The sequence below is a fragment of the Paenibacillus terreus genome (genome assembly GCF_042138595.1).
GTDB lineage: Bacteria > Bacillota > Bacilli > Paenibacillales > Paenibacillaceae > Paenibacillus > Paenibacillus terreus.
On the sequence record NZ_JBHIRX010000005.1, the window covers coordinates 176,218 to 202,338 of the forward strand.

Sequence of the window (26,121 nt, forward strand, 5' to 3'; positions counted from 1 at the left end):
CGACCGGTTATATATCAACAATGACGTTTAATAGAGCCATAAATAAAAAAGGCGCTCCCTTGCAAGCAGCAGGGAACACCAAGAATAGAACTATTTTTGCAGCAGCAGCGATCTGTAAGCCACCTCGAATAAAAATTCAAAGGCCTCCAAATGCTTCTTCGCTTCAAACGCATCGCGGCCCCAGGCATAAATGCCGTGATTGCGCAGCAGTACGCCCGGAACCTTCTCATTCAATACACCGGGCACCAGCTTGGCGATGGCGGAAATATCCGCATAGTTGGGCAGCACGGGAACGGAAATGGCCGCATTTTCCTCCCAGATGTTAAAGGCCTTGATCAGCTCAATGCCCTGCAGCGGTACTGCGTCCTGTTCCCCGTAATACTCGGAAATCAGGTTATTGAACACGGTATGTACGTGAAAAACAGCACCGCAGCCTGTCAGGCGATAAATTTCGCAGTGAATCAGCGTCTCCGCGCTGGGCTTCAGGCTGGTGGTCTCCGCCGGGCGTCCTTCCTGATCCACGATCAGAAAATCCTCCGGGGTTCGCTTGGTTTTGTCCTTACCGCTGGCCGTGATGGCAAAGTGGAATCGGTCGCCATCGATGTCCCCTACACGCATGGACAGATTACCGCTGGTGCCAGGAAACCAGTTGCGGGCGGCGAACAGCTCCTTCACGTCAGCCAGTTCCTCAAGCACGCGCCGTTTTTCCTCGGCTGGGATATGAACCAGGCTCATTTACAGCACTCCTTTCTGCTGTTTTAATTTCAGATCAGCGACGATATCATCAAAGGTTTCAAATGGAACATGGGGCACGTCCAGCTCCGCGCATTTGTCGGTCAAAATGGAGCGGGAGTACACGAGATCGGCGATTTTCGCGCCCTCAAAATCAGTCAGGCTGTCCCCGATCAGTATCCGGTAGTAACGATCTGCCGCAAAACGCCGCATGATGGTTGTCTTACACATGCCACAGCCGTTCTTGAATGTGTTGCCGCACTGGTCGTCACAAGGATGGGGCCAGGTGATTTGGATATGATCTCCGGAAAAATCGGCACCATTGCAATAAATATGATCATGCGGGATGCCGAAAGGCTCCAGCAGCGGATCGATAAAAAAGTCCATGCCTCCACTGGTAACAAAAAATTCAATGTTCTGCTCTCGCAAATAATCCTGGAAACGTCCAAAGCCTTCCCGGATACCGGCTTGTCCGAGCACAAACCGCACAATCTCCTCCTTCCGGGATGAAGGGAGAAGGGCGAACATCGCGCCGACACCTTCGCGGATGGAAATCCGCTGCTGAACGATATCGTCCATAATCGGTTCATAACCCGGCGGGCGGAAATGCTTCATAATGGCGACGATATTATCACTTACAGTGACTGTGCCGTCAAAATCACAAAAGATGACGGGTTTTTTCGCTGCTGTCATCGTTCTCCTCCCCATAATTGCAAGGCAGACTGCAGTTCAGGATGGGAGGCAGCATATTCGGAGAGCGGAATGTTTTGTCCCGCAGCTTCGATCGCCTGCATGAAAGCGCGGCCGCCAGCTTCCGTACCCATCGGGTGGCCGTGGATACCGCCGCCGGCATTGATCACGACATCCTGGCCGAAATCGCGTAAAATCAAGGGCACAAGCCCCGGATGAATCCCTGCCGAAGGTACAGGAAGACTCGTTTTCATAGGCAAATCCGTGCGCAGCAGCTCGTCCCGTATGGCCATGTTCTCTTCGCGCGGCATCGTAACCGAGCCGTAAGGGGAAGGGAAGAGCACCAGATCAGCCCCGGCCAGACGCATGAGCTGCCCGAGCAGCACGGATGCTGAGATGCCATAATCAGGGGACGGGTAAAAGGCGCCTGCCAGTGCCGGGTGAGCCGCAATGGGCACGTTGATGTCCGGGTCGGAGCTGAGCTCATGCAGGACATCGTAGCCGTAAGCCAGCACATTGAACAAGAGCGCATTCGCCCCGGCCTGTACCGCTTTGATCGCCTGGCTTCGGAGCCGGGAGGTCGGTCCCGTCAGATTGGCGGCGTAAAGCAGCTTTTTGCCCGTCTCACGGCCAGCTTCCTCAGCCGCTTTGAGACAAGCTTCAACGCGCTTTTCAATCGGAGTCAGCTCGTTCTCGAACAGGATTTCGTCATCCTTGATCAGATCGACGCCGCCCAGCGCCTGCTTCAGAAACTGCTCCTTCAGTTCATCCAGATTCAAGCCGATGACGGATTTGAAGATGCTCATGAACAGCGGGCGGTCCTGCACATCCAGCAGGTTGCGCACTCCCTGAATGCCAAAACGCGGACCGGGGAAGGCGGACATAAAGCGCTCCGAGAAATCGAGCTTTGTCAGCTTGATGCGACCGTCCATCGATATTTTGCCAAATACCGTCACGAGCAGTGCCGGAATGTCCGCGCTGAAATTGACATCAGGATAGGCAATGGTCAGATCGGCATAACGCTGGCCGGGACCATTGTCCGCCACTTCCACATGAATAACTTGACCCAAATGCTTTTGCATGGCTTCACGCTTTGTCTGCGGCAGCTCCGTCCAGCTTCCGACGGTCATGCCTACTGCGATCGACTCGGCTTTTTTCTTAAAATCCGCTTTGTCATCATATACACGGTAGGTAGCCTGGCAATAGCTCATTCAATTCCCTCCTTTAACGCATCCCCCATTTCACGGGAACGTTCGGCGCAGCGGTTGACGGCACTGATGACCGTTTCGAAGAAGTCTCCTTCATCCAGCTTTTGCAGCGCAGCAACAGTGGAACCGTTGGGTGACATGATCTTTGCGCGGAGCGCAGATGGCTCTTCTTCGGTCAGCTGTACCATCCGGGCTGCTCCAAGGACGGTTTGTACCGTCAGCTCCCGGCACTGCTCGGGTGTTAACCCCCCGCGGATCCCGGCAGCCATCATGGCCTCCATCAAATAATAGACATAAGCAGGGCCGCTGCCTGAAATACCTGTGAGAATTTCCATTTTTTCTTCCTCAATGACAGTGACGGTGCCGACGGATTCGAACATTTGCAGCACACTGGTGCGCTGTTCCGGAGTAATCTCCTTGGAAAAGGTGATGCCGGTGGCGCCAAGTCCGATTGAGCTGGAGGTGTTGGGCATCGTACGGGCAATCGGCTGTTTGCGGCCAAGCAGCTGCTGCATGGTACGAATGGACAGTCCGGCGATCACGGAGATGAGCAGCTGATCATCAGACAGCAGGGGGGCCATAGCCTTCAATGCCGCGCCAGCATCCTTAGGCTTCATGGCCAGCACGATGATGGGTGATCGGCGCAGCAGCTCTTCCTTGGCAGTATCATCATGCTGTGTCAATATACCGTAACGTGTCTTGAGCTCCAGCAATCTTGCAGCATTGCTGCGGTTGATTGCGGTAATGCCTTCAGGCCGCACCACCTGGCGGGCAATCATACCCTTGATCAGGGATTCGGCAAGCGAGCCTGCACCCGAGAAAACGATTTGCTGAGATATTAAGGTTTTTGATGTAGATTCACACATGGCTGAATGAAACCTCCTGATTATTCGCGGATTTGTCCGCTGCCGCGGACGATATATTTGACGGATGTAAGGGCAGGCAGACCCATCGGTCCGCGCGCATGCAGCTTCTGCGTGCTGATGCCGATCTCCGCTCCGAAGCCGAATTCGAAGCCGTCGGTAAAGCGGGTGGAAGCATTGTGATAGACTGCCGCCGCATCAACCTCCTGCAGAAAACGCGCAGCATTCGCCTCGTCTGCGGTAATAATGCATTCGGAATGCATCGTGCCGAAGCGGGCGATATGCTCCAGAGCTTCATCCAGACCGGTTATTACCTTCACGTTCAAAATGTAGTCGTTATACTCGGTGGCGTAGTCTTCATCAGTGACCTGCAAAGCAAATGGTACCAGCTCCCGCGTTCTGTCGCATCCGCGCAGCTCCACACCCGCTTCACGGAAGTGTTCTGCCAGCGGGGCCAGATGGGATGCTGCAAAATTCTCGTGCACGAGCAGCGTCTCCATCGAGTTGCAGACAGACGGGCGCTGCACCTTGGCGTTGAGCGCAATCCGTTCCGCCATGGCCGGATCAGCCGAAGCGTCCAGATACGTATGGCACACCCCGGCGCCTGTCTCGATCACGGGCACAGTAGCATTTTGAACCACATTTTGGATCAGGGATCTGCCCCCGCGCGGAATAATGACGTCGATCAGTCCGTTCAGCTTCAGCATTTCGTCAACAGAAGCCCTGTCCGCGTCCTCAATAACCTGCAGCGCATTCCGCGGAATGGCTGTAGCGTCGAGCGCTTCATGCAATATTTCCGCCAGCTTGCGGTTGGAGGACAGGGCGGCCGAGCCGCCGCGCAGCACCACCGGGTTGCCGGTCTTCAGACACAACCCGGCCGCATCCACCGTTACATTGGGGCGGGCCTCATAGATGATGCCGATCACGCCGAGCGGCACTCGGATTTTTTCGATATGAAGACCGTTCGGTCTGTCCAGAATCTCCAGCGTATCACCAACCGGATCGGGCAGGGCGGCAATTTGCCGCAAACCTTCGGCAATGCCTTCAATCCGCGCTTCCGTAAGCTTGAGCCGGTCGAGCAGCGACTCCGAGGTCCCGTTTGCGCGGCCGCGCCGCAGGTCATCCTCGTTCGCCGCAATCAGCTCCTCCCGGCGCTGTACAAGCGCGTCGGCCATGGCCAGCAGCGCCTCATTTTTTTGCTGTGTGCTGAGTTTGTTCAACGCCCCGGTCGTCGCTCTTGCCAGCGACGCTTTATCCTTTACTTCACTCATTCCGTTCTACCTCCTCAAGTAATATCCGGCAAGGCCAGCCTGGCCTTCAAAGAGTAATCCACTCATCCCGGTGAATGACCTCAAGTCTGTGGATGGTCCCGATTTTTCCGATAACTTCACCGCTTGGCAAGCCCATAATCGACCGGAGCTGTTCATCATCATAATTGACGATGCCTCTGCCCAGGATGCGCTTTTCCGGCCCGACGACTTCAACGACGTCGCCGGCATTGAACGTTCCCTCTGCGCTGACGACCCCGACAGGCAGAAGACTGTGGCCGTCGTTAAGCAGCGCTTTTTCGGCCCCGGCATCGACATGCACGGTTCCGAGAGGGGTGGACATGAAGCCAAGCCATTGTTTTTTCACAGGCAGGGAAGAGAGATGGGTATCAAAATAAGTGCCCCGTCCCGTGCCTTCGACACTGCGCAGCAGATCTCCGGGCTCCGCTACCCTGCCTACGAATACCGGCACACCGCCGCGCACCGCCACCTTGGCGGCCTCCACCTTTGAGCGCATGCCGCCCGTGCCGACAGAAGAGCCGGAGCCGCCGGCAATTTCGTATATTTCCTCCGTAATTTCTTCGATTCTGTCAAAGCGGACCGCCTGCGGATGCTTGCGCGGATCCGCTGTGTACAGGCCGTCCATGTCTGTAATGATGCTCAAGTGAGCGGCTTTGGACAGGTTGGCGACGAGAGCGGACAGCATATCATTATCGCCGAACTTCAGCTCGTCGACAGACACGGTATCATTTTCGTTAAAAATGGGGATCACCCGCTGCTGCAGCAGCTCCTCCATCGTGCGGCGCGCATTGTTCATCCGCTTGCGGATGAGGAAATCGCTGCGTGTCAGCAGGATCTGGGCCGTTGTAATTCCGTGGCTGCCAAAGGCCTGCTGATAAGCCTGCATAAGCAGGGCCTGGCCTACTGCGGCGGCAGCCTGCTTCTCATGCAGCTGCTTCGGCCGGAAGCGGTAGCCGATTTCCCTAAAGCCTGCCGCCACAGCGCCTGAGGTTACGAGCAGCAGCTCGTGGCCCTCCGCATGCAGGGCAGCCATCTCCGCGGCAAAGAACGAAATCGCATCCCTGTTTAGCCCTCCTTCATCTCCGGTCAGCGAGCTGCTGCCGATTTTGACAACAATACGTGAAGACATGGTATGCACTTCCTTCAATGGAATAGAATCAGCAAAAGATACAACAAAAAAACTTTCGTCCTTAGCAAAGGACGAAAGTTCTGAGCTTCCGCGGTACCACCTTTATTGATGATTGGCATCATCCGACTTCATTCCTGTAACGTCAGAGGACGTCCTGCAGATGCAGGCCGCTCGGGGGTAGGATTCGGAGAGGGTGAACGGTAAATTCTCACAGCCTGCCGGAATTTACTCTCTGGTCGCCACCGGTTTCTCTTACTGGTCCCGTCATTGCGTTTGTTGTTTTACATTTGCCTGTTTACGAAAACATGCTGAGTTATCATCAAGAATATCACGGCCGCCGCATTTTGGCAAAAGGATTACGTCCTGGTCCATCCTCAGCGGAAAAGGTTTAAACGGCCGATTCGCTGCGCGGCCTCCACCAGCCGTTCCTCGGTGCTCAATAGCCCGACACGCACGTAGCCTTCACCGTGGCTGCCAAAGCCGATGCCGGGAGCGACAGCAACCTTGGCCTCGCGCAGGAGCAGCTCCGCAAAGGAAGCGGACGTAAATCCTTCCGGCACCGGCAGCCAGCTGAAGAACGAGCCTTTTGGCGCCTCCGCTTTCCAGCCGATGTCCGCAAGCGCCTGGAAGAAAGCGTTGCGGCGTGCTTCATAACGGCTAACGAGCTCTGCAACGCAGTCCTGCGGTGAGGTCAAAGCTGCTGCAGCCGCTTCCTGAATGCCGCCAAACAGGCTGACATACATATGATCCTGCAGCAGGTTGATCTGTGAGATGATATCCGCGTTACCGAGGGCAAAGCCGACGCGCCAGCCTGCCATATTATAAGTTTTGGACAAAGTATAAAACTCTATGCCGACCTCTTTCGCGCCCGCGGCCTGCAGAAAGCTGACCGGACGTTCGCCGTCAAAGCCGATCGCCCCATAGGCAAAATCGCTGGCCACCACCATCTGATGTCGTCTGGCAAACTCCACGGTTTCTTCATAGAAGGAGAGCGGGGCTGTCGCCGAAGTCGGATTGTTCGGATAGTTCAGGTACATCAGCTTCGCTCTTGTACGGTCTGATTCAGGGATGCTCCCATAGTCAGGAAGATATCCGTTCCGCTCCAACAGGGGCATGAATGCCATTTCCGCTTTGGCCAGCGCAACCCCTGACCAGTAATCCGGGTAACCCGGATCGGGAACGAGGCAGAGGTCGCCGGGATTCAGCAAAATCTGGGGCAGTTCCACGAGCCCTGTCTTGCCGCCGAAAAGGATGGCGACCTCCGTATCCGGGTCAAGCTCAACCCCATAATCCTCAAGATAGCGCCCGGCGACGGCTTCCTTGAGGAAACGGTAGCCCGTAAACGGCGAATATTTATGATAGAGCGGATTGGCCGCCGCCTGCTGCAGCACCTTGACGATATGCTCCGGTGTTGGTGTATCCGGGTTCCCCTGGCCGAGATTAATGACATCATGGCCCGCGGCAATCTCCCGATTGACATTCTGCACCAATGCCGCAAAAAACTGTGTCGGGAGCTGTGTCATTACATCCGCAACAGGTATGGAAAAAGCGGAATGCTTGCTGCTTGAAACCTCATTGTTCATGGAAATGTACACGACCTTTATGTTCAATTTTGGTTAAAGATTAATCTATCATTATATAACCGGGTTGTATAGAGGGAATTAAGCATATTCTGTTGCGTGCAGGGGCTTGCCGGGATATGATGATACAAATGTTGATATACAGGCGGACACGGTCTCTCAACCGGCGTCTGTAGAGGGGGAAAACCATGTCTACTGATACAAGCAAATCTGTCAATATTGCTTTGGTGCAGGCTGATATCGCACTTGGCGAGCCAGCCGTCAACCGACGTCATATGGAGCAGCTGATGGAGCAGGCCGTGACGGCTGATCACAAGCCTGATGTGATCGTGCTGCCGGAAATGTGGAATACCGGTTATGCCCTGGAACGGATTCATGAGCTGGCAGACAGGGAAGGAACGGAAACAAGAGAATGGGTATCCGCCTTCGCGCGCAGGCATCAGGTGAATGTCGTGGCAGGCTCGATCGCGGAGAAAAAAGCGGACGGCGGCATCTACAACACAACCTATATATTCGACCGAAAAGGCGATACGGCTGCTTCATACTCGAAAATTCATCTGTTCCGGCTGATGGATGAAGAAAAATATTTGCAGGCCGGGAGCGAACCCGTGCTGTTCAGTCTCGATGGCGGCATGAAAGCGGGGGCATCGATTTGCTACGATATCCGCTTTCCCGAGCTCGGACGCAAGCTGGCGCTGGCTGGAGCAGAAATGCTGATTGTGCCTGCGGAATGGCCGCATCCGCGGCTGCATCACTGGCGGACGCTGCTGACGGCAAGAGCCATTGAAAACCAGATGTATGTCATTGCCTGCAATCGGGTGGGCACGGGCGGCACAACGGAGTTTTTCGGCCATTCGATGATTATCGATCCATGGGGAGAGGTGATCGCCGAGGGAGGCGATCAGGAGGAAATCATCACGGGGACGATCCGGCCGGAGTTGGTCAAGGAAGTACGGGGTCGGATTCCGGTATTTGAAGACCGCCGCCCGTCTTTATATCTGTAATCTTTATAGTTTAGCTGACCTGAACCTGCTGACAAAACAACAGAAAACGTTGCGTAGATGGAGGAATGACATGAGAAACGAAATTGTTCCTTACTCGGCCAATGATCGCGATAAATTAGTGGACATCTGGTACAAAGCGGTCCGCTGTACGCATACTTTTTTGACGGATGCGGACATTCATTTTTATCATGAAATGATTCGGAATGGGATATTGGAAGAAGTCGAAATATGGATGGAATTGAACGAAGTTCGTGAGCCAACAGGGTTTATCGGTCTGGATGGATCAAAGATTGAGATGCTGTTCGTTGATCCCGGCTTTCACGGGAAGGGCATTGGCACCCGACTCATCAAGCATGCAGAAAAAATAAAGGGGCCCAATCTTAAGGTTGATGTCAATGAGCAGAACGAAGGAGCATACGCGTTCTACAAACGGTATGGATTTGTCCTGACAGGACGGTCCGAGCTGGACAGTTCCGGGCGTCCTTTTCCTCTCCTGCATCTGGAACTGAAAAGTTGAATTTGTCTATCATGTTCACGTGAATCGCTGCTGGAGCGAATGATTTTGCGGCTAAGCTTCAATTCATCTGTTTCAGATACAATTTTAAGGTGTATTATAATAGTATCCCGAACCAGGAGGTGGATTACGATGGACATCCAGAGTGGAAACGTACTGGAATTAAGGGATCGAAGGATCAGGCTGCCGAACACCAGCAGACAAGCTGTGGGCGGTGATTATGAAATGGGCTTTGCGGAGGATATAGGGCCGCCGGCCTGATGAAAGGCTGAAATTCAGCCACACAGGGTTACAGTCAGTCGGTCAACTGCACATCTCACGAATGATGAATTCTGGGAAAGAAGTGATGAGCGATGGACAAAGTAAATTTCCCGAGCAAGATTAAAGTGACAAGGCGACGCTTCTATAAAAGAGCACTAAGGCCCCTTCTGAGAAGGAAGCTTCTTGCCGGTTAGCGATGTATCGTGGCACCGTAAAGGGCAAGAAGAACATCTAGCGATGTCCTTCAAAGAGGGATACCGTGCTAAAAGCAGTTAAAGCCGTCTGCACATCCGCCCAAGCGGGTGCTGCAGACGGCTTTTTCGCTGTCTTCAAAAAAGAAATCAGGAGCTGGCAAACCCCAGGATCAAACGCCGGAACGGGGCAGTGACAGCCCGACCGACAATTGGCTCACCGTTTCCTTGAAAGTATCGATAAACGCTTCAGCAGCTTTCGAGAGATAACGCCCATTCCGGTAAGCTATTACCAGGGTGCGGCTTGGTGCTGGATCGGCAAGCTTGAGGTATACCGGCACGAATTCGCTGCTGGCAGCGCGGGCGATAAAGCGCGGCACGAGGGTGATGCCCATGCCTGTCGCGACAAGGGACTGCACCGTCTCCATATTGGTGCTTTCAAACACAACCCGCGGCTCAAAGCCGGCCTGATGGCATAAATCCATCGTCAGCTTCCGGAAGCCCTGTCCTTTCTTAAGCACGACGAACGGCTCATCCGCAAGCTCCTCCAGCCTGACTGACTGCGGCTGTTTCCCATCGGCACGCTTGGCAAGCGGGTGCCCAGGCGGTACGGCAAGGTCAATGATCTCTTCCCCGATCGGGACATAGGACAGGGACGGCTCGACCAGCGGAAGGGAAAGCAAGCTCAGGTCAGTCTGCCCGTTTGCCGTTTTCTTCTCCAGATTCATGGAGGAGTCCTCAAGCAGCGTAACTTCGATATCGGGGTGCAAATGCTTGAAGGCAGGCAGCACGTGCGGCAGCAGGTGGGAGCCGGTGATCGGCATGCTGCCAACGACAACCTTGCCTTTGCGCAGCTGGGAGATGTCATCCATTTCCTGCCGCAGCACCTCCACGGCGTCGACAATTTTCTGGGCTTTTTCCACAAACACCTCGCCGGCATGAGTGAGCTCAACCGCGCTCGTATTGCGCTGAAACAAAAGCACACCCAGCTCCTTCTCCAGCTTGGAAAGCTGCTGGCTCAGCGAAGGCTGCGCGATATGAAGCTTTTCCGCTGCCCTGGAGAAATTCCGTTCGGAGGCAATCTGAAGCGCGTACTGAAGCTGCCTGAATTCCATAGAAGTAATCACCCTTTTTAAACCTTTGTATACTGCTTTCCCTATTATATCTGAATTCAAGCAGTCCGACTACAGAGATTATAGTCTCAGCCTATCACTCCTATAGATATTATATCTTGGATCAATGAATACGGAGATGATATATTCATGTCAACAAGAGACGGCACTGCCGCCCGCTCAAAATGTACGTAACCAACAGGGGTGATTAGAATGAGCAAAAAGACAATGTTTGAAAAAATTTGGGATAATCACGTCATTCATCAGGAAGAGGGCAAGCCAAGCATTTTATACATCGACCTGCACCTGGTGCATGAGGTGACCTCGCCGCAGGCTTTTGAAGGGCTGCGCCTGAGCGGCCGCAAGGTGCGCCGTCCTGAGCGCACGTTTGCGACGATGGACCACAATGTGCCGACAAAGGACCGCTTTAACATTACGGACCCGATTTCCAAGCAGCAAATCGATACGCTGACCAAGAACTGCCTTGATTTCGGCGTAACCCTGTATGATCTGAACACGCTCGATCAGGGCGTGGTGCACGTTATGGGACCGGAGCTGGGCCTGACGCATCCGGGCAAAACGATCGTCTGCGGCGACAGCCATACCTCCACGCACGGCGCCTTCGGCGCACTTGCCTTCGGGATCGGAACGAGCGAGGTTGAGCACGTGCTTGCGACCCAGTGTCTGCAGCAAGCCAAGGCCAAAACGATGGAGGTTCGCTTTGTCGGCAAGCGTAAGCCTGGCGTTACGGCGAAGGATATGATCCTTGGCGTGATCGCCAAGTACGGTACTGACTTTGCCACAGGTTATGTTATCGAATACACCGGCGAGGCTATCCGTGATCTGAGCATGGAAGAGCGCATGACCATCTGCAACATGTCCATTGAAGGCGGTGCCCGTGCCGGCATGATCGCTCCGGATGAGACGACATTTGAATATCTGCGCGGACGCGAGCATGTACCGCAGGGAGCAGCCTTTGACCAGGCAGTGGCAGAATGGAAAAAGCTCGTGACCGATGAAGGCGCACAGTTCGACACGGTTGTGGAATTTGATATGGATTCTCTCATTCCGCAGGTAACCTGGGGAACAAGCCCTGGCATGGGTACGGACATCACGGCCAAGGTCCCTAATCCTGCCGAGATGACTACGGAAAACGAACGCAAAGCCGCCGAGAAGGCGCTTGAATATATGGGCCTGACACCGGGAACACCGATGACGGATATTGAAATTGATTATGTGTTCATCGGTTCCTGCACGAACGGCCGGATTGAGGACCTGCGCGCCGCGGCCGAGGTCGCCAAGGGCTACAAGGTTTCCGACAAAGTAACGGCCATTGTCGTCCCCGGTTCCGGACGTGTCAAACAGCAGGCAGAGCAGGAAGGCCTGGACGTTATCTTCAAGGAAGCCGGCTTCGAATGGCGCGACGCGGGCTGCAGCATGTGTCTGGCGATGAATCCGGACGTATTGCAGCCGGGACAGCGCTGCGCCTCGACTTCCAACCGCAACTTCGAAGGCCGTCAGGGACGCGGCGGACGCACGCATCTCGTGTCGCCTGCCATGGCTGTTGCTGCAGCGATCCACGGACGTTTCTATGATGTGCGCGACTGGGAATTCAAGCAGGAAGTTGTCAGCTAAGACACGGGAGGAGAGAGATTAATGGAAGCATTCAAAACTTTAAACGGTGTAGTAGCCCCGGTAGACCGGGTCAATGTCGATACAGACGCCATTATTCCAAAACAGTTTCTCAAGCGGATTGAACGCACCGGATTCGGACAATTTCTGTTCTATGAATGGCGTTTTGACGAACAAGGCAACGTAAATCCTGATTTCGAGCCGAACAAGGAACGCTATCAGGGAGCGTCCGTCCTTATTTCCCGCGCCAATTTCGGCTGCGGCTCCTCCCGTGAGCACGCGCCGTGGGCCATTATGGATTACGGGTTCAGATGCGTCATTGCTCCGTCGTTCGCTGATATTTTCTATAACAATTGCTTCAAAAACGGAATCCTCCCGATCAAATTGTCGGAGGAGCAGGTCGAGGAGCTGTTCCAGCGGACTGCGGCTCATGACGGCTACCGCTTGAATGTGGATCTGGAGAACAAAACGATCACGGACGAATACGGCCTGCATATCGATTTTGATCTGGATGAGCACCGCAGACAGTTCCTGCTGCAGGGCCTGGACGACATCGGACTGACGCTTCAGCATGAAGATAAAATCGCCCTTTATGAAGAGCAGATTGCCAAGAAAGCATTCGTATAATTGTTTTCGAAGATTCCAGAAAGTACAAACTTCTTGCTATAAGCTCCCTGGAATCGCAAGAAAAACTACCTCTAAGCGCGGTCTGTCTTCTGCGGATTGCATTGATAGACGTTTTTCTTACAAATTGTTCGTAGTGCCGCAAGTGCAGGTGAAATCTGCGCTTGCGGTTTTTTTGTCAAAAAATAAAAAAAAGATGCATATATACGCGCAACATTTGGCAGCATTTGGCGTCTAACAGATTATGAGGATAGCTCCAACTGCAGCGAGGGGATCCAAGAGCATATGAATAAGGAGAATCAGGATGAAAAAATACGGATGGCTGCTTTTTTTGGCATTTTGGTTATGTTTTATCCCTTCTTTTCACAAGGCCGAGGCGGCGGGTGTGAATCTGTTTTTGGACGGAAAGCAGATGAACATGTCCGGAGACGCGTCGGGCGAAATGGTGAACGGAAAAGTAATGGTTCCGCTGCGTGTCATCGGCGAGCAGATGGGCTACAAGTTTGAATGGGCGCCCAAGGAGTACAAGGTAACGGTACATAAGAGCAATGCCGATATTTCCATGTATGTTGGCCGTACAACAGCGTATGTGGGAGATAAGGAAGTGCAGCTGGATTCTCCGCCGCTGCTGCGGGGAAGCTCCACCCTGGTTCCGCTGCGGTTCGTGGGAGAGCAGCTCGGTTTAAGTGTCAAGTGGGATAATGCCGGCAAAGCGGTGTATCTGCAGCAGCTTGCTGCCGCTGAGCCGGACAAGAACAATAGCGGCAACACTGACGTCTCCGACAAAGGCAGCAGCAAGTCGGATGAACAGGCTGCAGGCCGGGATACGGACAAGCAGACGGACACGGATACGGGAACAGGCACAGATGCAGTGGAAAATACGCGCGAGGTAGACGGAATCAGCTTCGAAGATGGCCGTCTCATGGTCTCTGCAGACGAGGGAAGCGAGCCGAGTGTATTCACTATGACGAATCCGGATCGGATTGTCGTTGACTTTAAGAATGCGAAATTTGCCGAACACCTTAAAGATCGATACTCCGAGGGCAGCGACGGCGCCAGAGTGATTGATGTGGACCCCAATGATGATGTACAGTTTATCCGTTTTGCACAGTTTAATGATGGTGGATCGGCAGCACGGATAGTGCTCATGCTCAATCGTGCGAAGGGATATTCCGTTGCTCAGGAGAACGGGGAATATGTTATCACCCTGAATGACTCTCCGGGTGCGCCTGCGGATCAAGCTGTGAACACACCGGTGAAGCCTTCCAATCCTGCAGTGCCATCCGGCCAGGATGGACGCTGGCTGGTGCTGCTTGATGCCGGTCATGGCGGTAAAGACCCCGGGACGTCCGGCATTACAGGCCGTAAGGAAAAGGATTTCAACCTGGCGGTGGCTTTAAAGGTACAGGAGAGACTGCAGGGCGACCCGAATATCGAGCTTGTAATGACACGGGACGGAGATACTTATCCGGAACTGGCGGAGCGGTCGTCCATGGCGAATAGCCTGAATGCAAATATTTTTGTCTCCATTCATGCCAACAGTGTGACGAAGTCAGCAACCAGTGCGCTGGTCAACGGCTCTGAAACCTACTATACCAAGGCTGACAGCAAAGAGCTTGCGACTGTGATGCACAAATATCTGGTGGAAGCGACAGGCTTTAAGGATAACGGTATTAAGGTAAAGAGTCTGCATGTGACTCGTGAGACGAAGATGCCGGCCGTGCTGCTGGAAGCCGGTTATTTGAGCAATGCTGAAAACGAGGCTGCGCTGTATTCGGAAGAGACGCAGAACCGGATTGCGGACGGCATTGTCAACGGACTGCGCGAGTATCTTGGCTTATAAGAAGAGAAATTAACATAAGAACGGTTATGTCAGCGGAAAAATGCCTCTGACATAACCGTTTTTTTGTAAATAAAACCGAGAAAGGAAATGATTCCAAATCACTGAGTCTTAAGACCTATCAGGAGAAAGTTGTATCAAGTTTTCGTCGACAACAAGCGCCGTAAAGTACATTAATTTAGTTATCTTGGCATTTATACGCAACTTTTGCCGATCCCAGACGTCTAAAAGGTTGTCCGGCATTGCGTAAGCATGCACAACGAAGGCTGCGCTGAAGCATGTGGCAAAAATTTTGGAATGGAAGGGTGAAGAATGAAGAAGTTAGGTTTTTTATTGTTTTTATTTGTCTTCATGTGGGCGGCCCCTAATTACGGACACGCAGCGTCGGCCGGTGCGCAAATTGTTTTGGACGGACAGCAAATTAATGTTTCCGGCTCGGCAAAGCCGGAAATCATTAACGGTACGACGATGGTGCCGTTTCGGGTCATTTCTGAAAATTTAGGCTACAGCGTAAACTGGAATCAGCAGGCAAAGACCGTTCAGGTATCCAATGCCGGTACGGAGATTCAACTTGCGATTGGCAGCAAATCCGCAACCGTCAACGGGAGCCGGGTTGCCCTGAACGCTTCTCCTGTTATACGTTCCGGGAGCGCTTTGGTTCCACTCCGTTTCATCGGTGAGCAGATGGGAGTGGATGTAAGCTGGGACAGTTCAACCAAAACTGTAACACTTATTACCCAGAACAGCGGCTCAGGAAACGGAGTGAATACTCCTCCCGCTTCAGGGAACGACAGTACGGATGGTACCGTGCCGTCGGAAGGTCTTGCACTGGTGAATGGAATCAGCTTCAGTGATAGCCGTATGCTCATCCCTACAACGGGTACTGTAAAGCCGAACACGTTCACGATGGCAGGACCAGACCGGATTGTCATTGACTTGCCCAATACGGCCTTCTCGGATACGTTTGGAGACAGCCTGACTCTCAGCGCGGAGCAGAGCGGGGAGATGGAAGTGGCGAATAACGATAATGTCTCCAAAATCCGCTATGCGCTGTATCAGGATAATCCCTCTACAGTCCGTATTGTCATCGATCTGAATAAAGCGATGAGCTACAAGGCGTACAATGAAGGCAATGATCTCGTTATCGTTGATCTGATGGAGAAAGGCACCGGAACAACTGCTCCGGTCGGTGGCAACGGCAAGAAGGTCGTTGTCATTGATGCAGGGCATGGTGACGGAGATCCCGGCGCTTCCAGCAAAAGCGGGAAAAAAGAGAAGGACTTCAACCTGGCGATGGCACTGAAGGTGGAACAGGTGCTTAAGCAAAATCCTGATCTGGATGTTGTCTTGACACGCAGCGATGATACATTTCTTCAGTTGAGCGAAAGGGTCAAGATCGCCAAGAACCTTAATGCCGATGTGTTTGTTTCCATCCATGCCAATTCAGCCGGCTCCTCGACGGCAAGCGGAACGGAAACGTATTATCAGCGCAGCAGCAGCAAAGATCTGGCCAATACGGTTCACAAGCATCTGGTTGCAGCGACCCAGCTCACCAACCGCGGAGTCCGTTATGGCAATTTCCATGTCATCCGTGAAACAACCATGCCGGCGATTTTGCTGGAGGTGGGGTATTTGAGCAACAGCAATGATGCCGCGGCCTTATTCTTGGAAGACTTCCAGAATCGGGTGGCCCAGGGGATTGCAGACGGAATTGAAGAGTACCTTGGGGTGAATTGACCCCTTTTCTCGTGAACAGGAGGCTGAGGGATGAAGAAGATAGCTTGGACCGCTTGTCAGCTCGCGCTGATTATTGCCGTCACGGCAGGCTGTGCAGGCAAGCAGGCCACATCGGCCGCCGTTCCGCCGGCGGAAGAACAGCCTGCACAAGGGGCTGCAGCAGAGGTAGGGGCTGAAGCACCTGCAGGAGACGAGGCGCAAGCACCTGCTGAAAATAAGGAGGCAGAACCGCCTGCAGAGTCATCGGAATCTATCGCAACCGATAAGACAGCCGATGAAGTCAAAGAGGACAGCATGAGCATTAACGTGTATTATACGGACCCTGATCAAACCGAGCTGGTGCAGACCACGCAGGAGATCAGCTATCCGAGCGAGCTGCAAAAGTATAAGCAGGCATTTCAGGCCTTACAGCGGAGCGGCAGCGACGGTCAGGTTCCACTGTGGTCCGAATCGATAGAGATTCAGCATATTCGGTTTGAAAACGGGGCATTGACTTTGAATATCAGCCTTCCTGACGCTGCCCGGCTTGGTGCCGGAGGAGAATCGCTGGCGCTGGAGGCGCTGACCAAGACGATGTTCCAGTTCCCTGAGGTGAACACGCTCGACGTTCTCGTTGACGGGAAAGCGGTGGAGTCGCTGATGGGCCATGTGGATCTTGAGCACCCGATCAAGCGAAATAATTGATCTTTCTTGTTCTTTTGTGGACTTAAGGGGTGCATTCCTGAGCAGATAATGATAAACTAAGAGAGTATCTCAGCCTTAAGCTGGCTGAACTACCCAAATAATAGTCGTTTCTTTTTCCGGATGATTATTTAGAGTGATCGTCTTGATGCGGGGCAGGCCCCCGTATCAGGACGTTTTTTTGTGTAGGAGGTAGGATTCCGTGAATGCAGCAACCGCGCGCCATATTCTTGATACGATCGGCAATATGTTTCCTGACGCCCATTGTGAGCTGAATCACAGCAACGCTTTTGAGCTGACGATTGCCGTACTGCTGTCAGCCCAGTGTACGGATGAAACGGTGAATAAGGTAACAGCCGACCTGTTCCAAAAATACAAGACGCCGGAGGATTATCTGGCTGTTCCGCTGGAGGAGCTGGAACAGGATATCCGGAGGATCGGCCTGTACCGGAACAAAGCGAAGCATATTCAAAATCTGTGCCGCATTCTTATTGAGCAGTACGGCGGCGAGGTGCCGGATTCCCATGACAAGCTTGTGCAGCTCCCGGGAGTAGGCCGGAAAACAGCCAACGTCGTCGTATCGAATGCTTTTGGTGTTCCAGCCATCGCAGTAGACACGCATGTTGAACGGGTGTCCAAGCGCCTTGGCCTGGCGGGCTGGGACGACAGTGTGCTGGAAGTGGAAAAAAAGCTGATGAAGCGGGTGCCGCGTGACGAATGGACGATCACCCATCACAGGCTCATTTTTTTCGGACGGTATCATTGCAAGGCCCAGAATCCGCAGTGTCAGGTATGCCCGCTGCTCGATGTGTGCCGTGAAGGCAAGAAGCGTATGAAAACGTCCCGAATCAGGAAGGATAAGGAACAGGAAACGTCTGTCAAGCGTCAGGTTGCCAAGAAAAGACTACAAACCTAAGAGTAGAAAAGGATGAAAGAAAAATGAAGTGCATTTCGGTCTATACGGATAATTTTGGAGCGTTCTCCGACATTTTCGAAGAGGTGCTCAGCAGCAGCCTCTCCGAGAATGAAGAGCGTGAAATGGAAGGGATCACAGTGAGCCATTCCGGCGACGTTCCCGAGCATTATCTGGAACGCATGTCGCAAAAGCCCGAGGTTGTTGTCATGAAGGACAAGCAGCGCGGCATCACCATTTTACAGCACGGACAGGTATTTGAAATTTTGCTTCCAGTACTGGAAGAGGCCGTGAACTGAATTGATCCGTTCCAAGCATGAAGCTGCCTGCCGGTCTTTGGCCGGGGGGCGGTTTTTTTGTGTCTTCAAGACCGTGCGGAGGACTGGGCAGCAGTTCTCAGCGAGAGTGATCAGTGCTACAATGGTTCCATACAGAAGCAATCGAAATGAAGGAGTGGAGCCGGACAGATGGTGAAAACGGTTACCGAAAATAAGGAGAGCAAGTCCGGGTCCATGGAACGGATACGGCAATTTTTGCAAAATGCCCAGGATTCCGCGGGAGCGGCTTCGGCTGCCGATCTGCAGCAGAAAGCGGATGCCGGGGAGTTGACCATAGCGTTTTGCGGTCATTTTTCAGCCGGGAAATCAAGTCTCATCAACAGCCTGTGCGGTAAAAAGGTGCTGCCGTCCAGCCCGGTGCCGACCAGTGCGAATGTCGTTTCCATCCGGTCGGGGGAGCCGCGTGCGCTCATATATCGCAGCGGGCGGTCAGAAGCCCCGCTTAAGGTCAGCCTCGCCGATCTGGCGGAGTACTGCGTCAATGGCGGAGAGTATTCTGCCGTGGAGGTATGGGATGACGTGCCTGTACTGGAGGGTGGCGGTGTGCTGCTGGATACTCCGGGGGTAGACTCGACGGACAGAGGCCATGCGCTGGCTACGGATTCGGCGCTGCATTTGGCGGATGTCGTCTTTTATGTGATGGATTACAACCATGTCCAGTCGGAGAACAACTTGACCTTTGCCAAAAGCTTGTCCGATTGGGGCAAGCCACTCTATCTGATCGTAAACCAGATTGATAAGCACCGGGAACGCGAGCTGTCCTTTGCCGATTACCGCAATGCGGTGGAAGAGAGCTTCAGGGCCTGGGAGGTGCGCTATACGGATATCTTGTTTACATCGCTGACGATCAAGGATCATCCGTTGAACCAGCGCGCTTCGCTGGATCAACTCATCCGCTCCCTGATCGGAATGAAAGAGACGCTGGTCGGCCACAGTGTGCGCTCCTCGCTGCATCATTTGGCGGACAGGCATATTCAGGCTCGTGAGACGGAGCTGGAGGAGGCGCTTGATCGGCTTCTGGCGGACGCCGGGGGTGTGATGCAGGCACAGCGGCAGCAGGCGGAATACGCAAGGTTGAAGCAGGAGGCCGAGCTGCTTGAAAAGCTTCCGGAGGCAGAGCATGACCGGATGCGACGTGAGCTGGAGCAGTTGATTGAGCAGGCGAATCTGACGCCGGCCGTCCTGCGGGACGCAGCGGCTGAATATTTGGAAAGCCGCAAAAGCGGTTTTAAGGCCGGGCTGTTTTTCGCAGGGGGCCGCACGGAGAAGGAGCGTCAGCGCCGGCTGGACACACTGACGTCCATGCTGCAGGAGCAGGCGGACGGGCAGTTGCTGCCGCATGTCAGAAGCATGCTCCGCACCTTCGGCGAGCACCATCAAATATGGGACAGCTCGTATGAGGAGGAGCTGGGTCGGCTGCATCCAGGGATCACGGAGAAGCTGGTGGCGGATACGGTGCAGGAAGCGGCCTTATCGCCTGAATATACGCTGAACTATTGCAGGGATTTGCGCGCCGGTGTGGCGGCGCTGTACCGCAGCGCTGTGCGTGGGCTGATTGAAAGGCTGCTGGAGCAGCTGGCCGCGCGCGCAGCCGAACAGCGTGCCGCGCTGGCGGAGCGCATCGCCGCTGCCGCAGCCCGCGCGCAGGCCGCGCTGCAGGCCGAGGCGCTGCGCACGGCGGCCGCGGATCACGCCGCCGCGCTGCGGGCCTTGCTGCCGCCTGTGGGCGGCCTGCCCGCGCCGCTGCCGCACGCCGCGGCGCCCGCCGGCGCCGCCGGGGCTGCGCCTGCTGCACGGCCCGCGCCGGCGGCCGTGCCTGTCCCGGCCGCGCGCCGCCGGGACGCTGCTGCGCAGCCTGCCGCCGCCGACCGGCAGCGGCGGCTCGCGGATGCGGCGGCCCGGCTCGAAGCCGCCGCCGCGCTGGCAGCCCCTTACCCCGCCATGCAGGCGGCGGTGAGGGGGCTGCGGGACCGTGCGCGCAGTCTGGCGCACGGTCGGTTCACGCTCGCGCTGTTCGGCGCCTTCAGCGCGGGCAAGTCCTCCTTCGCCAACGCCCTGCTTGGCGAAGCGGTGCTGCCCGTCTCGCCGCATCCGACGACGGCGGCGATCAACCGCATCATGGCGCCGGAAGGAGAGCGGCACCACCGGACGGCCGCCGTCCACATGAAGTCTCCCGCCGTGCTGCGCGAGGATCTGGAGTATTCTTTCAGACTGCTCGGCATCGACATGCCGGATGGTGAGCAGTGGCTGCGCACGGCGGAGCAGCTTAAGCCCGAGGGAATCCATCCGGCCGGACGGCCGCACTACAGCTTTATCAAAGCTGCGGCAGCCGGCTGGAATGACGCGGAAGCGCTGCTTGGCCAGGTGCTGACCGTCGGCATGGAGGAATACAGGGGCTTTGTGGCCGCCGAATCGAAGTCCTGTTTTGTAGACCGGATTGACCTGTATTATGACTGCGCCCTCACCCGCCAGGGCATCGTGCTGGTGGATACGCCGGGCGCGGACTCGGTCAATGCCCGCCATACAGGTGTGACCTTCAATTATATGAAGCATGCGGATGCACTCGTATTTGTTACCTATTACAATCATGCCTTCACCCAGGGCGACCGCCAGTTTCTGACCCAGCTAGGGAGGGTGAAGGATGCGTTGGTGCTGGATCAGACCTTTTTTATCGTAAATGCGGCGGATCTTGCTTCCTCGGCGGAAGAGCTGCAGGCGGTCGTCCGGCACGTATCTGCGGAGCTGCAGTCGAATGGCATTCGCAAGCCGCGCATCTTCCCTGTGTCCAGTCTGCTTGCGCTTGACGGCCGGGAGAAGGACGAAGCGGCGCTTTACGACGCCTCCAGGTTTGCCGAGTTTGAGCAATCTTTCCATGCTTTCGCAGGCGAAGAGCTGGCAGGCCTGTCCATTCGTGCGGCGGGCAGCGAGATCCAAAGAGTTCGTGCCCGTATCGATCAGTGGGCCAAAGAGGCGGCAGCCGGACAAGAGGAGCGTGAGCGCCGCCTGCATCAAGTGGAAGCTGCCCTCACCCGTTCCGCCGACATTACCGGCGCGCTTGCCTCCGAGGCTTCCGCTCCGGGTATGGCGGCGGAGGCTGATGAGCTGCTCTATCATGTTCGGCAGCGCATTACCTACCGCACGGGAGAGTTCATGGCAGAAGCCTTCCATCCTTCCGTGCTGCGTGAAGGAGAGGGGGACCTGCGCTCTGTGTTTGCCGCCTGCGGCAGGGAGCTGCTGCGCCTGCTCGAAATCGAGCTGAGCCAAGAGCTGCTTGCCACCACGCTGAGGCTGGAGAAGGCAGGCAAAGCGATGGTGCTGAAGGAAAGCTCCCGCTGCTGTGAGGAGATCAATGCGCTGCTGGACGGCCTGGACAGCAAGCCGGCAGAACCGCAGGAGTGGAAGGTGCCCGAGCTTGCGGAAACCTCCCTGCAGGGGAAGATCGATTGGAAAAGCTACTGGAGCTTCTTCAAAAATCCGAAGCATTTCTTCGAGGGTGCCGGAAGGCGTTCGCTGCAGGAAAGGCTTGAGCCGCTGCTCAGGCAGCTCGTAGCGGAGGAAGCGGCACGCGTGGGAGGCAATCTTGCCGATTATTATGCGGAATGCGTCCGTCAGGAAAGACGGCATCATGCCGGACAAATTCAGGAGCAGACGGCAGAGACGCTGGAAGGCATGAAGCAGTCCCTGGCCGGCAGTGAAGGTCCTGAACAATGGGCGGCACTGGCAGAGCGGCTGGCGGAGCTGGAGCAGGAAAACATGTAACAGATAGCAAGCTGAGCTGTCCGGGATTTTTCCGGCCCTGTTTGCAGCATTCAGCTCAATATCCCGGTTTTCGCAAAGGCAGCCTTTATCCTATGAGGAGAGGCTGCCTTTTGTGCTTGCCTGAACGCTGAAAAAAGGAAGGAAACGGGAGTTATTTTCCCTATTCCATTAAAATAATGCGTTTTCAAAACACCATTGGTTAAATGTGGGGCTTCCTGCCCGAATACCGCGAGTTATCCTCTTTGCCGCCCTGTCAAGCGGGTGATAAACTTCTTAAATGTCATTACAAATTTTATTCGAGTTGATGGAGGGAATAACTCATGGATGTTCTCAGGCAGCTGCAGGGCTTCTTCAAGGAGAGAAGGCACTATTTGCTCTTTTCAATCCTATGCCTTGCCATAGCCACCGCGCTCGGGCTTGTGTACCCGACGTTGCTTCGGCGGTTGATTGACGATGTAATTGTGCCCCGCTATTTTGAAGACGTTCCCATGCTTGCCCTGACGGCTCTGGGAGTTGTGATCCTCAAGTCCTTCATGCAGTTTCTCCACGGATTTTTCGGTGGCAGGCTGGGCAACTTTTTGGCCTACCGTCTTCGCAATGCCTGTTACGAGAAGCTTCAGTTCCTATCTTTCCGCTATTATGATACCGCTAAAACCGGAGACCTCATGTCCCGCCTTACCGGGGATCTGGAAGCGATCCGCAATTTCATCGGCTTCGGGTTCGCCCAGCTGCTCAACTTGCTGCTGATGCTCTTTTTCGGCGCCGTGGTCATGCTGACCATTAACTGGCAGCTGACGCTGATTACGCTCATCAGCATGCCGCTTCTTACCTTTGTCGCTCTCAAATTCGAATCCAAGATCCACCCGACCTTTCAAGATATGCGTCAGGCCTTGAGCTCCTTGACGACAGCCGTACAGGAGAACATTACCGGCGTTCGTACGGTCAAGTCTTTTGCGCGCGAGGCCCATGAAGTGGATAAATTTACGATCCGCAACGAGTATTACAAGAGAAATCAGCTGAACGCGGCTGATCTGTGGAGCCGATATTTTCCGGTCATGGAGCTGCTCGCTTCGGTCAGCGTTGTGCTGCTCATGGGTGTAGGCGGTTATCTGGTTATCCGTCAATCCTTGACACTGGGCGAGCTGGTCGCTTTTTTCAGCCTGATCTGGTACATCATCGGTCCGATGTGGAGCATCGGGTTCCATATCAACAACTATACGCAATCCAAAGCCTCCGGGGAACGGGTGCTTGAGCTGCTCAACCAGCCGGTGGATGTGAAGGATGAAAAAGGTGTGATTGAGCTTGATTCCGGCAAGGTTCAGGGCCATGTCACGTTCGAGCATGTTACGTTTGCTTACGGGAATAAAATGCCTGCTGTCGTAGACATCAATATCGATGCTCCCCCCGGTTCCGTGATCGGGCTGCTGGGAGGCACCGGGTCCGGAAAATCGACCATTATTCAGCTGCTGATGCGCGCCTACAACGTCAATGAAGGCAGCATCAAGCTGGACGGCACGGATATCCGTCATATCAAAATCAAGGATTTGCGATCCCAAATCGCGTCCGTGTTCCAGGAAACCTTTCTGTTCTCTTCCTCCATCCGCAACAATATTTCCTACGGGATAAGCAATGTGAACATGGAGGAGATCATTCGTGTCTCCAAGCTGGCCAAAGCGCATGATTTCATCAGTGAACTGCCGGAAGGTTACGACACCGTGGTGGGAGAACGGGGGCTGGGGCTGTCGGGGGGACAGAAGCAGCGCATCGCCATCGCCCGCGCCCTGCTGAAGAACCCGAAAATACTTGTACTTGACGACGCGACCAGCGCTGTCGATATGGAAACCGAGCATGAGATTCAGGCCGGCTTCAAAGAGGTGATGAAAGGAAGAACGACATTTATCATCGCGCACCGCATCTCCTCGCTCCGGCATGCCGACGAAATTCTGGTGCTGGAGGAAGGCAGGGTCGTGCAGCGGGGAACCCATGAGGAGCTGACGACTACACCCGGGGTATACCAGGACGTCTATCAAATTCAATATGCAGACCATATTGCGCAGACGGCCAGCGCAGCGGAGAAGGTGAATCCATGAATATGAATGTGCAGAGAAGTGAAAATTCCGTGTTCAAGAGGCGTAAACGGCAGGAAGAATCACAGGGCAAACCGATGAATGAACGCTTCGTTTATCAGGATGACGAAGTGATCGACAAGCCCTTCAACTGGGTGGAATTCAAGCGGTTGTTCGCTTATATGAAGCCTTACGCGAGACAAATGCTCCCCCTGGTTGCGCTGATGATGGTGTTGGGCACAATCACGAAGCTTGCCGTACCGTTCTTGACCAGCCAGGCTATTGACAAAGCGATCACCGTTCCCAATCTTAAGCTCCTGCTGACCCTGACGGGAATTGTCCTGGTGCTTTACATCATTCAGTGGGGCGCGAACGTGTACCGGATCAAATATACGAATATTATCGGGCAGCGTGTCATCTATGATCTCAGAGCCGATCTCTTCAAGCATATCCAGAAGCTGTCGTTCAACTTTTTTGACAAGCGGCCGGCGGGCTCCGTGCTCGTCCGTGTGACGAATGATATCAACTCGCTGCAGGACCTGTTTACGAACGGTGCCGTCAATGTGCTCATCGATTGTGTGCAGCTGTCGGGTATCATCATCATTCTGCTGTTGATCAACTGGAAGCTGGCGCTGGCCGTCATGCTGACCGTGCCTTTGATGTTCATCATCTCCACCAAGCTGCGGGTACGGATACGCCGCGCCTGGCAGGATGTCAGAATGAAGAACTCCCGCATCAACTCCCATTTGAATGAATCCATTCAGGGGATTCGTGTAACCCAGGCGTATACGCAGGAGCATGAGAACATGGCCTTCTTCGACCGAATGAACTTTTCCAGCAAAAGATCCTGGGACAAGGCTTCCGCCATGAACCAGGGATTCGGTCCCCTGATTGAAATCACCGGAGGCCTGGGGACACTCGTGCTGTTCTGGTTCGGCTCATACCTGATCCAGACGGAGCAGCTGACCATCGGTTATCTGGTAGCCTTTGCTACCTATGTCGGAAATTTCTGGGACCCCATTAACCGGCTCGGGCAAATGTACAATCAGCTGCTTGTGGCGATGGCTTCCTCGGAGCGCATTTTTGAGTTTATGGATGAGAAGCCCGCCATTTCCGACAAGCCTGGTGCCGTACCGCTGCCACCCATCCGTGGGGATATCGAGCTGGAGAACGTCGTGTTTGAGTATGAGAAAGGCCGGCAGGCCTTGAAAGGCATCAGCTTATCCGTTAAGGCCGGAGAGTCCATTGCGCTCGTCGGTCACACCGGCTCCGGCAAGAGCACCATCATTAACCTGCTGAGCCGTTTTTACGACATCACCTCAGGGCGGTTGACCATCGACGGTTATGACATCCGCGATGTTCAGGTGGAAAGCCTGCGCAGCCAGATCAGCATCGTGCTGCAGGATACGTTTATTTTCTCCGGCACCATCCGCGAAAATATAAGATTCGGCCGCCTCGACGCCACGGATGAGGAGATCGAAGCCGCTGCCAAGGCCGTGCACGCACATGAGTTCATTATGCAGCTGCCACGCGGTTATGAGACGGAGGTTGAGGAGAGGGGAACCGTGCTCTCGATGGGTCAAAGACAGCTGCTGTCCTTCGCGCGCGCCCTGCTGGCGAACCCGCGCATTCTCATTCTGGATGAGGCTACGGCAAGCATCGACACCGAAACGGAGCTCAAAATCCAGGACGCTTTGAAGGTGCTGCTGAAAGACAGGACTTCCTTCATGGTTGCACACCGGCTGTCAACGATCCGAAATGCCGACAACATCATTGTATTGGACCATGGCGAGATCGTGGAGGCAGGAAACCATGACCAATTAATGAAAAAACAAGGGGTCTACCGGGGCCTTGTCGAAGCGCAGTTCAGATTTTTGTAAAAAAAACATCGCAAAATCACGTTTTTTGTAAAGAAAATTGCGGAGCACTATTGCATTATTGTCCATGAACCCTGAAAA

At 54.5% G+C, this 26,121-nt stretch carries 21 protein-coding genes and 1 other annotated feature; of the genes, 13 read left to right on the forward strand and 8 right to left on the reverse strand.

Annotated elements, in window-relative coordinates:
- Positions 1–90 precede the first annotated feature (90 nt).
- The 7 genes from ACE5KN_RS12005 to ACE5KN_RS12035 form a co-directional block, all read right to left on the reverse strand.
- Positions 91–735: a methylthioribulose 1-phosphate dehydratase gene (locus ACE5KN_RS12005; protein WP_375523628.1), complete on the reverse strand. Its 645-nt coding sequence runs from the start codon at positions 733–735 to the stop codon at positions 91–93.
- On the reverse strand, positions 736–1,425 hold the full coding sequence (locus tag ACE5KN_RS12010; RefSeq protein ID WP_375523629.1) for a 2-hydroxy-3-keto-5-methylthiopentenyl-1-phosphate phosphatase: 690 nt from the start codon (positions 1,423–1,425) through the stop codon (positions 736–738). It abuts the gene before it with no gap.
- Positions 1,422–2,633: a 2,3-diketo-5-methylthiopentyl-1-phosphate enolase gene (locus tag ACE5KN_RS12015; RefSeq protein WP_375523630.1), complete on the reverse strand. Its 1,212-nt coding sequence runs from the start codon at positions 2,631–2,633 to the stop codon at positions 1,422–1,424. The genes ACE5KN_RS12010 and ACE5KN_RS12015 overlap by 4 nt, the downstream gene beginning before the upstream one ends.
- Positions 2,630–3,496 carry a pyrroline-5-carboxylate reductase gene (gene proC, locus ACE5KN_RS12020; protein ID WP_375523631.1) on the reverse strand — a complete coding sequence of 289 codons (867 nt, stop codon included), beginning with the start codon at positions 3,494–3,496 and terminating at the stop codon, positions 2,630–2,632. The genes ACE5KN_RS12015 and proC overlap by 4 nt, the downstream gene beginning before the upstream one ends.
- Positions 3,497–3,516: 20 nt before the next feature.
- Positions 3,517–4,764 carry a glutamate-5-semialdehyde dehydrogenase gene (locus ACE5KN_RS12025; RefSeq protein ID WP_375523632.1) on the reverse strand — a complete coding sequence of 416 codons (1,248 nt, stop codon included), beginning with the start codon at positions 4,762–4,764 and terminating at the stop codon, positions 3,517–3,519.
- Positions 4,765–4,810: 46 nt separating this feature from the next.
- Complete coding sequence (proB, locus tag ACE5KN_RS12030) at positions 4,811–5,911, reverse strand: glutamate 5-kinase (protein WP_375523633.1); 1,101 nt, start codon at positions 5,909–5,911, stop codon at positions 4,811–4,813.
- Between the two features lie 64 nt (positions 5,912–5,975).
- Positions 5,976–6,188 (reverse strand) — a binding site (T-box leader).
- A 97-nt stretch (positions 6,189–6,285) separates the two neighbouring features.
- Complete coding sequence (locus tag ACE5KN_RS12035; protein ID WP_375523634.1) at positions 6,286–7,494, reverse strand: pyridoxal phosphate-dependent aminotransferase; 1,209 nt, start codon at positions 7,492–7,494, stop codon at positions 6,286–6,288.
- A gap of 185 nt (positions 7,495–7,679) precedes the next feature.
- Here ACE5KN_RS12035 and ACE5KN_RS12040 point away from each other — a divergent pair, with 185 nt between their 5' ends.
- From ACE5KN_RS12040 to ACE5KN_RS12050, 3 genes are all read left to right on the forward strand, one after another.
- The gene (locus ACE5KN_RS12040; RefSeq protein WP_375523635.1) at positions 7,680–8,495 is read left to right on the forward strand and encodes a carbon-nitrogen family hydrolase; all 816 of its coding nucleotides are present in this window, start codon (positions 7,680–7,682) and stop codon (positions 8,493–8,495) included.
- A 70-nt stretch (positions 8,496–8,565) separates the two neighbouring features.
- Positions 8,566–9,012: an acetyltransferase gene (locus ACE5KN_RS12045; RefSeq protein WP_375523636.1), complete on the forward strand. Its 447-nt coding sequence runs from the start codon at positions 8,566–8,568 to the stop codon at positions 9,010–9,012.
- A 129-nt stretch (positions 9,013–9,141) separates the two neighbouring features.
- Positions 9,142–9,270 (forward strand): hypothetical protein, encoded by a 129-nt coding sequence (locus ACE5KN_RS12050; RefSeq protein ID WP_375523637.1) that lies wholly within the window; start codon positions 9,142–9,144, stop codon positions 9,268–9,270.
- A gap of 364 nt (positions 9,271–9,634) precedes the next feature.
- Here the strand turns inward: ACE5KN_RS12050 and ACE5KN_RS12055 are convergent, their stop codons facing one another.
- The gene (locus ACE5KN_RS12055) at positions 9,635–10,576 is read right to left on the reverse strand and encodes a LysR family transcriptional regulator (protein ID WP_375523638.1); all 942 of its coding nucleotides are present in this window, start codon (positions 10,574–10,576) and stop codon (positions 9,635–9,637) included.
- Positions 10,577–10,786: 210 nt separating this feature from the next.
- On the opposite strand from ACE5KN_RS12055, the gene leuC reads away from it, so the two are divergent.
- From leuC to ACE5KN_RS12105, 10 genes are all read left to right on the forward strand, one after another.
- The gene (gene leuC, locus ACE5KN_RS12060; protein WP_375523639.1) at positions 10,787–12,208 is read left to right on the forward strand and encodes a 3-isopropylmalate dehydratase large subunit; all 1,422 of its coding nucleotides are present in this window, start codon (positions 10,787–10,789) and stop codon (positions 12,206–12,208) included.
- Between the two features lie 21 nt (positions 12,209–12,229).
- Positions 12,230–12,832, forward strand: a complete 603-nt coding sequence (gene leuD, locus ACE5KN_RS12065) for a 3-isopropylmalate dehydratase small subunit (RefSeq protein ID WP_375523640.1) — start codon at positions 12,230–12,232, stop codon at positions 12,830–12,832.
- Between the two features lie 301 nt (positions 12,833–13,133).
- Entirely contained in the window at positions 13,134–14,672 is a 1,539-nt protein-coding gene (locus tag ACE5KN_RS12070) for an N-acetylmuramoyl-L-alanine amidase family protein (protein ID WP_375523641.1), read from the forward strand.
- A gap of 309 nt (positions 14,673–14,981) precedes the next feature.
- On the forward strand, positions 14,982–16,406 hold the full coding sequence (locus tag ACE5KN_RS12075) for an N-acetylmuramoyl-L-alanine amidase family protein (RefSeq protein WP_375523642.1): 1,425 nt from the start codon (positions 14,982–14,984) through the stop codon (positions 16,404–16,406).
- Positions 16,407–16,436: 30 nt separating this feature from the next.
- Positions 16,437–17,090 (forward strand): GerMN domain-containing protein, encoded by a 654-nt coding sequence (locus ACE5KN_RS12080; RefSeq protein ID WP_375523643.1) that lies wholly within the window; start codon positions 16,437–16,439, stop codon positions 17,088–17,090.
- A gap of 199 nt (positions 17,091–17,289) precedes the next feature.
- Positions 17,290–18,003: an endonuclease III gene (gene nth, locus ACE5KN_RS12085; protein ID WP_375523644.1), complete on the forward strand. Its 714-nt coding sequence runs from the start codon at positions 17,290–17,292 to the stop codon at positions 18,001–18,003.
- Between the two features lie 23 nt (positions 18,004–18,026).
- Positions 18,027–18,299, forward strand: a complete 273-nt coding sequence (locus ACE5KN_RS12090; RefSeq protein ID WP_355326747.1) for an NAD/NADP transhydrogenase alpha subunit — start codon at positions 18,027–18,029, stop codon at positions 18,297–18,299.
- 168 nt (positions 18,300–18,467) lie between these two features.
- Positions 18,468–22,097: a dynamin family protein gene (locus ACE5KN_RS12095; RefSeq protein ID WP_375523645.1), complete on the forward strand. Its 3,630-nt coding sequence runs from the start codon at positions 18,468–18,470 to the stop codon at positions 22,095–22,097.
- A 320-nt stretch (positions 22,098–22,417) separates the two neighbouring features.
- Positions 22,418–24,187, forward strand: a complete 1,770-nt coding sequence (locus ACE5KN_RS12100) for an ABC transporter ATP-binding protein (RefSeq protein WP_375523646.1) — start codon at positions 22,418–22,420, stop codon at positions 24,185–24,187.
- A gap of 74 nt (positions 24,188–24,261) precedes the next feature.
- Positions 24,262–26,043, forward strand: a complete 1,782-nt coding sequence (locus ACE5KN_RS12105; protein WP_375523757.1) for an ABC transporter ATP-binding protein — start codon at positions 24,262–24,264, stop codon at positions 26,041–26,043.
- Positions 26,044–26,121: the final 78 nt, after the last annotated feature.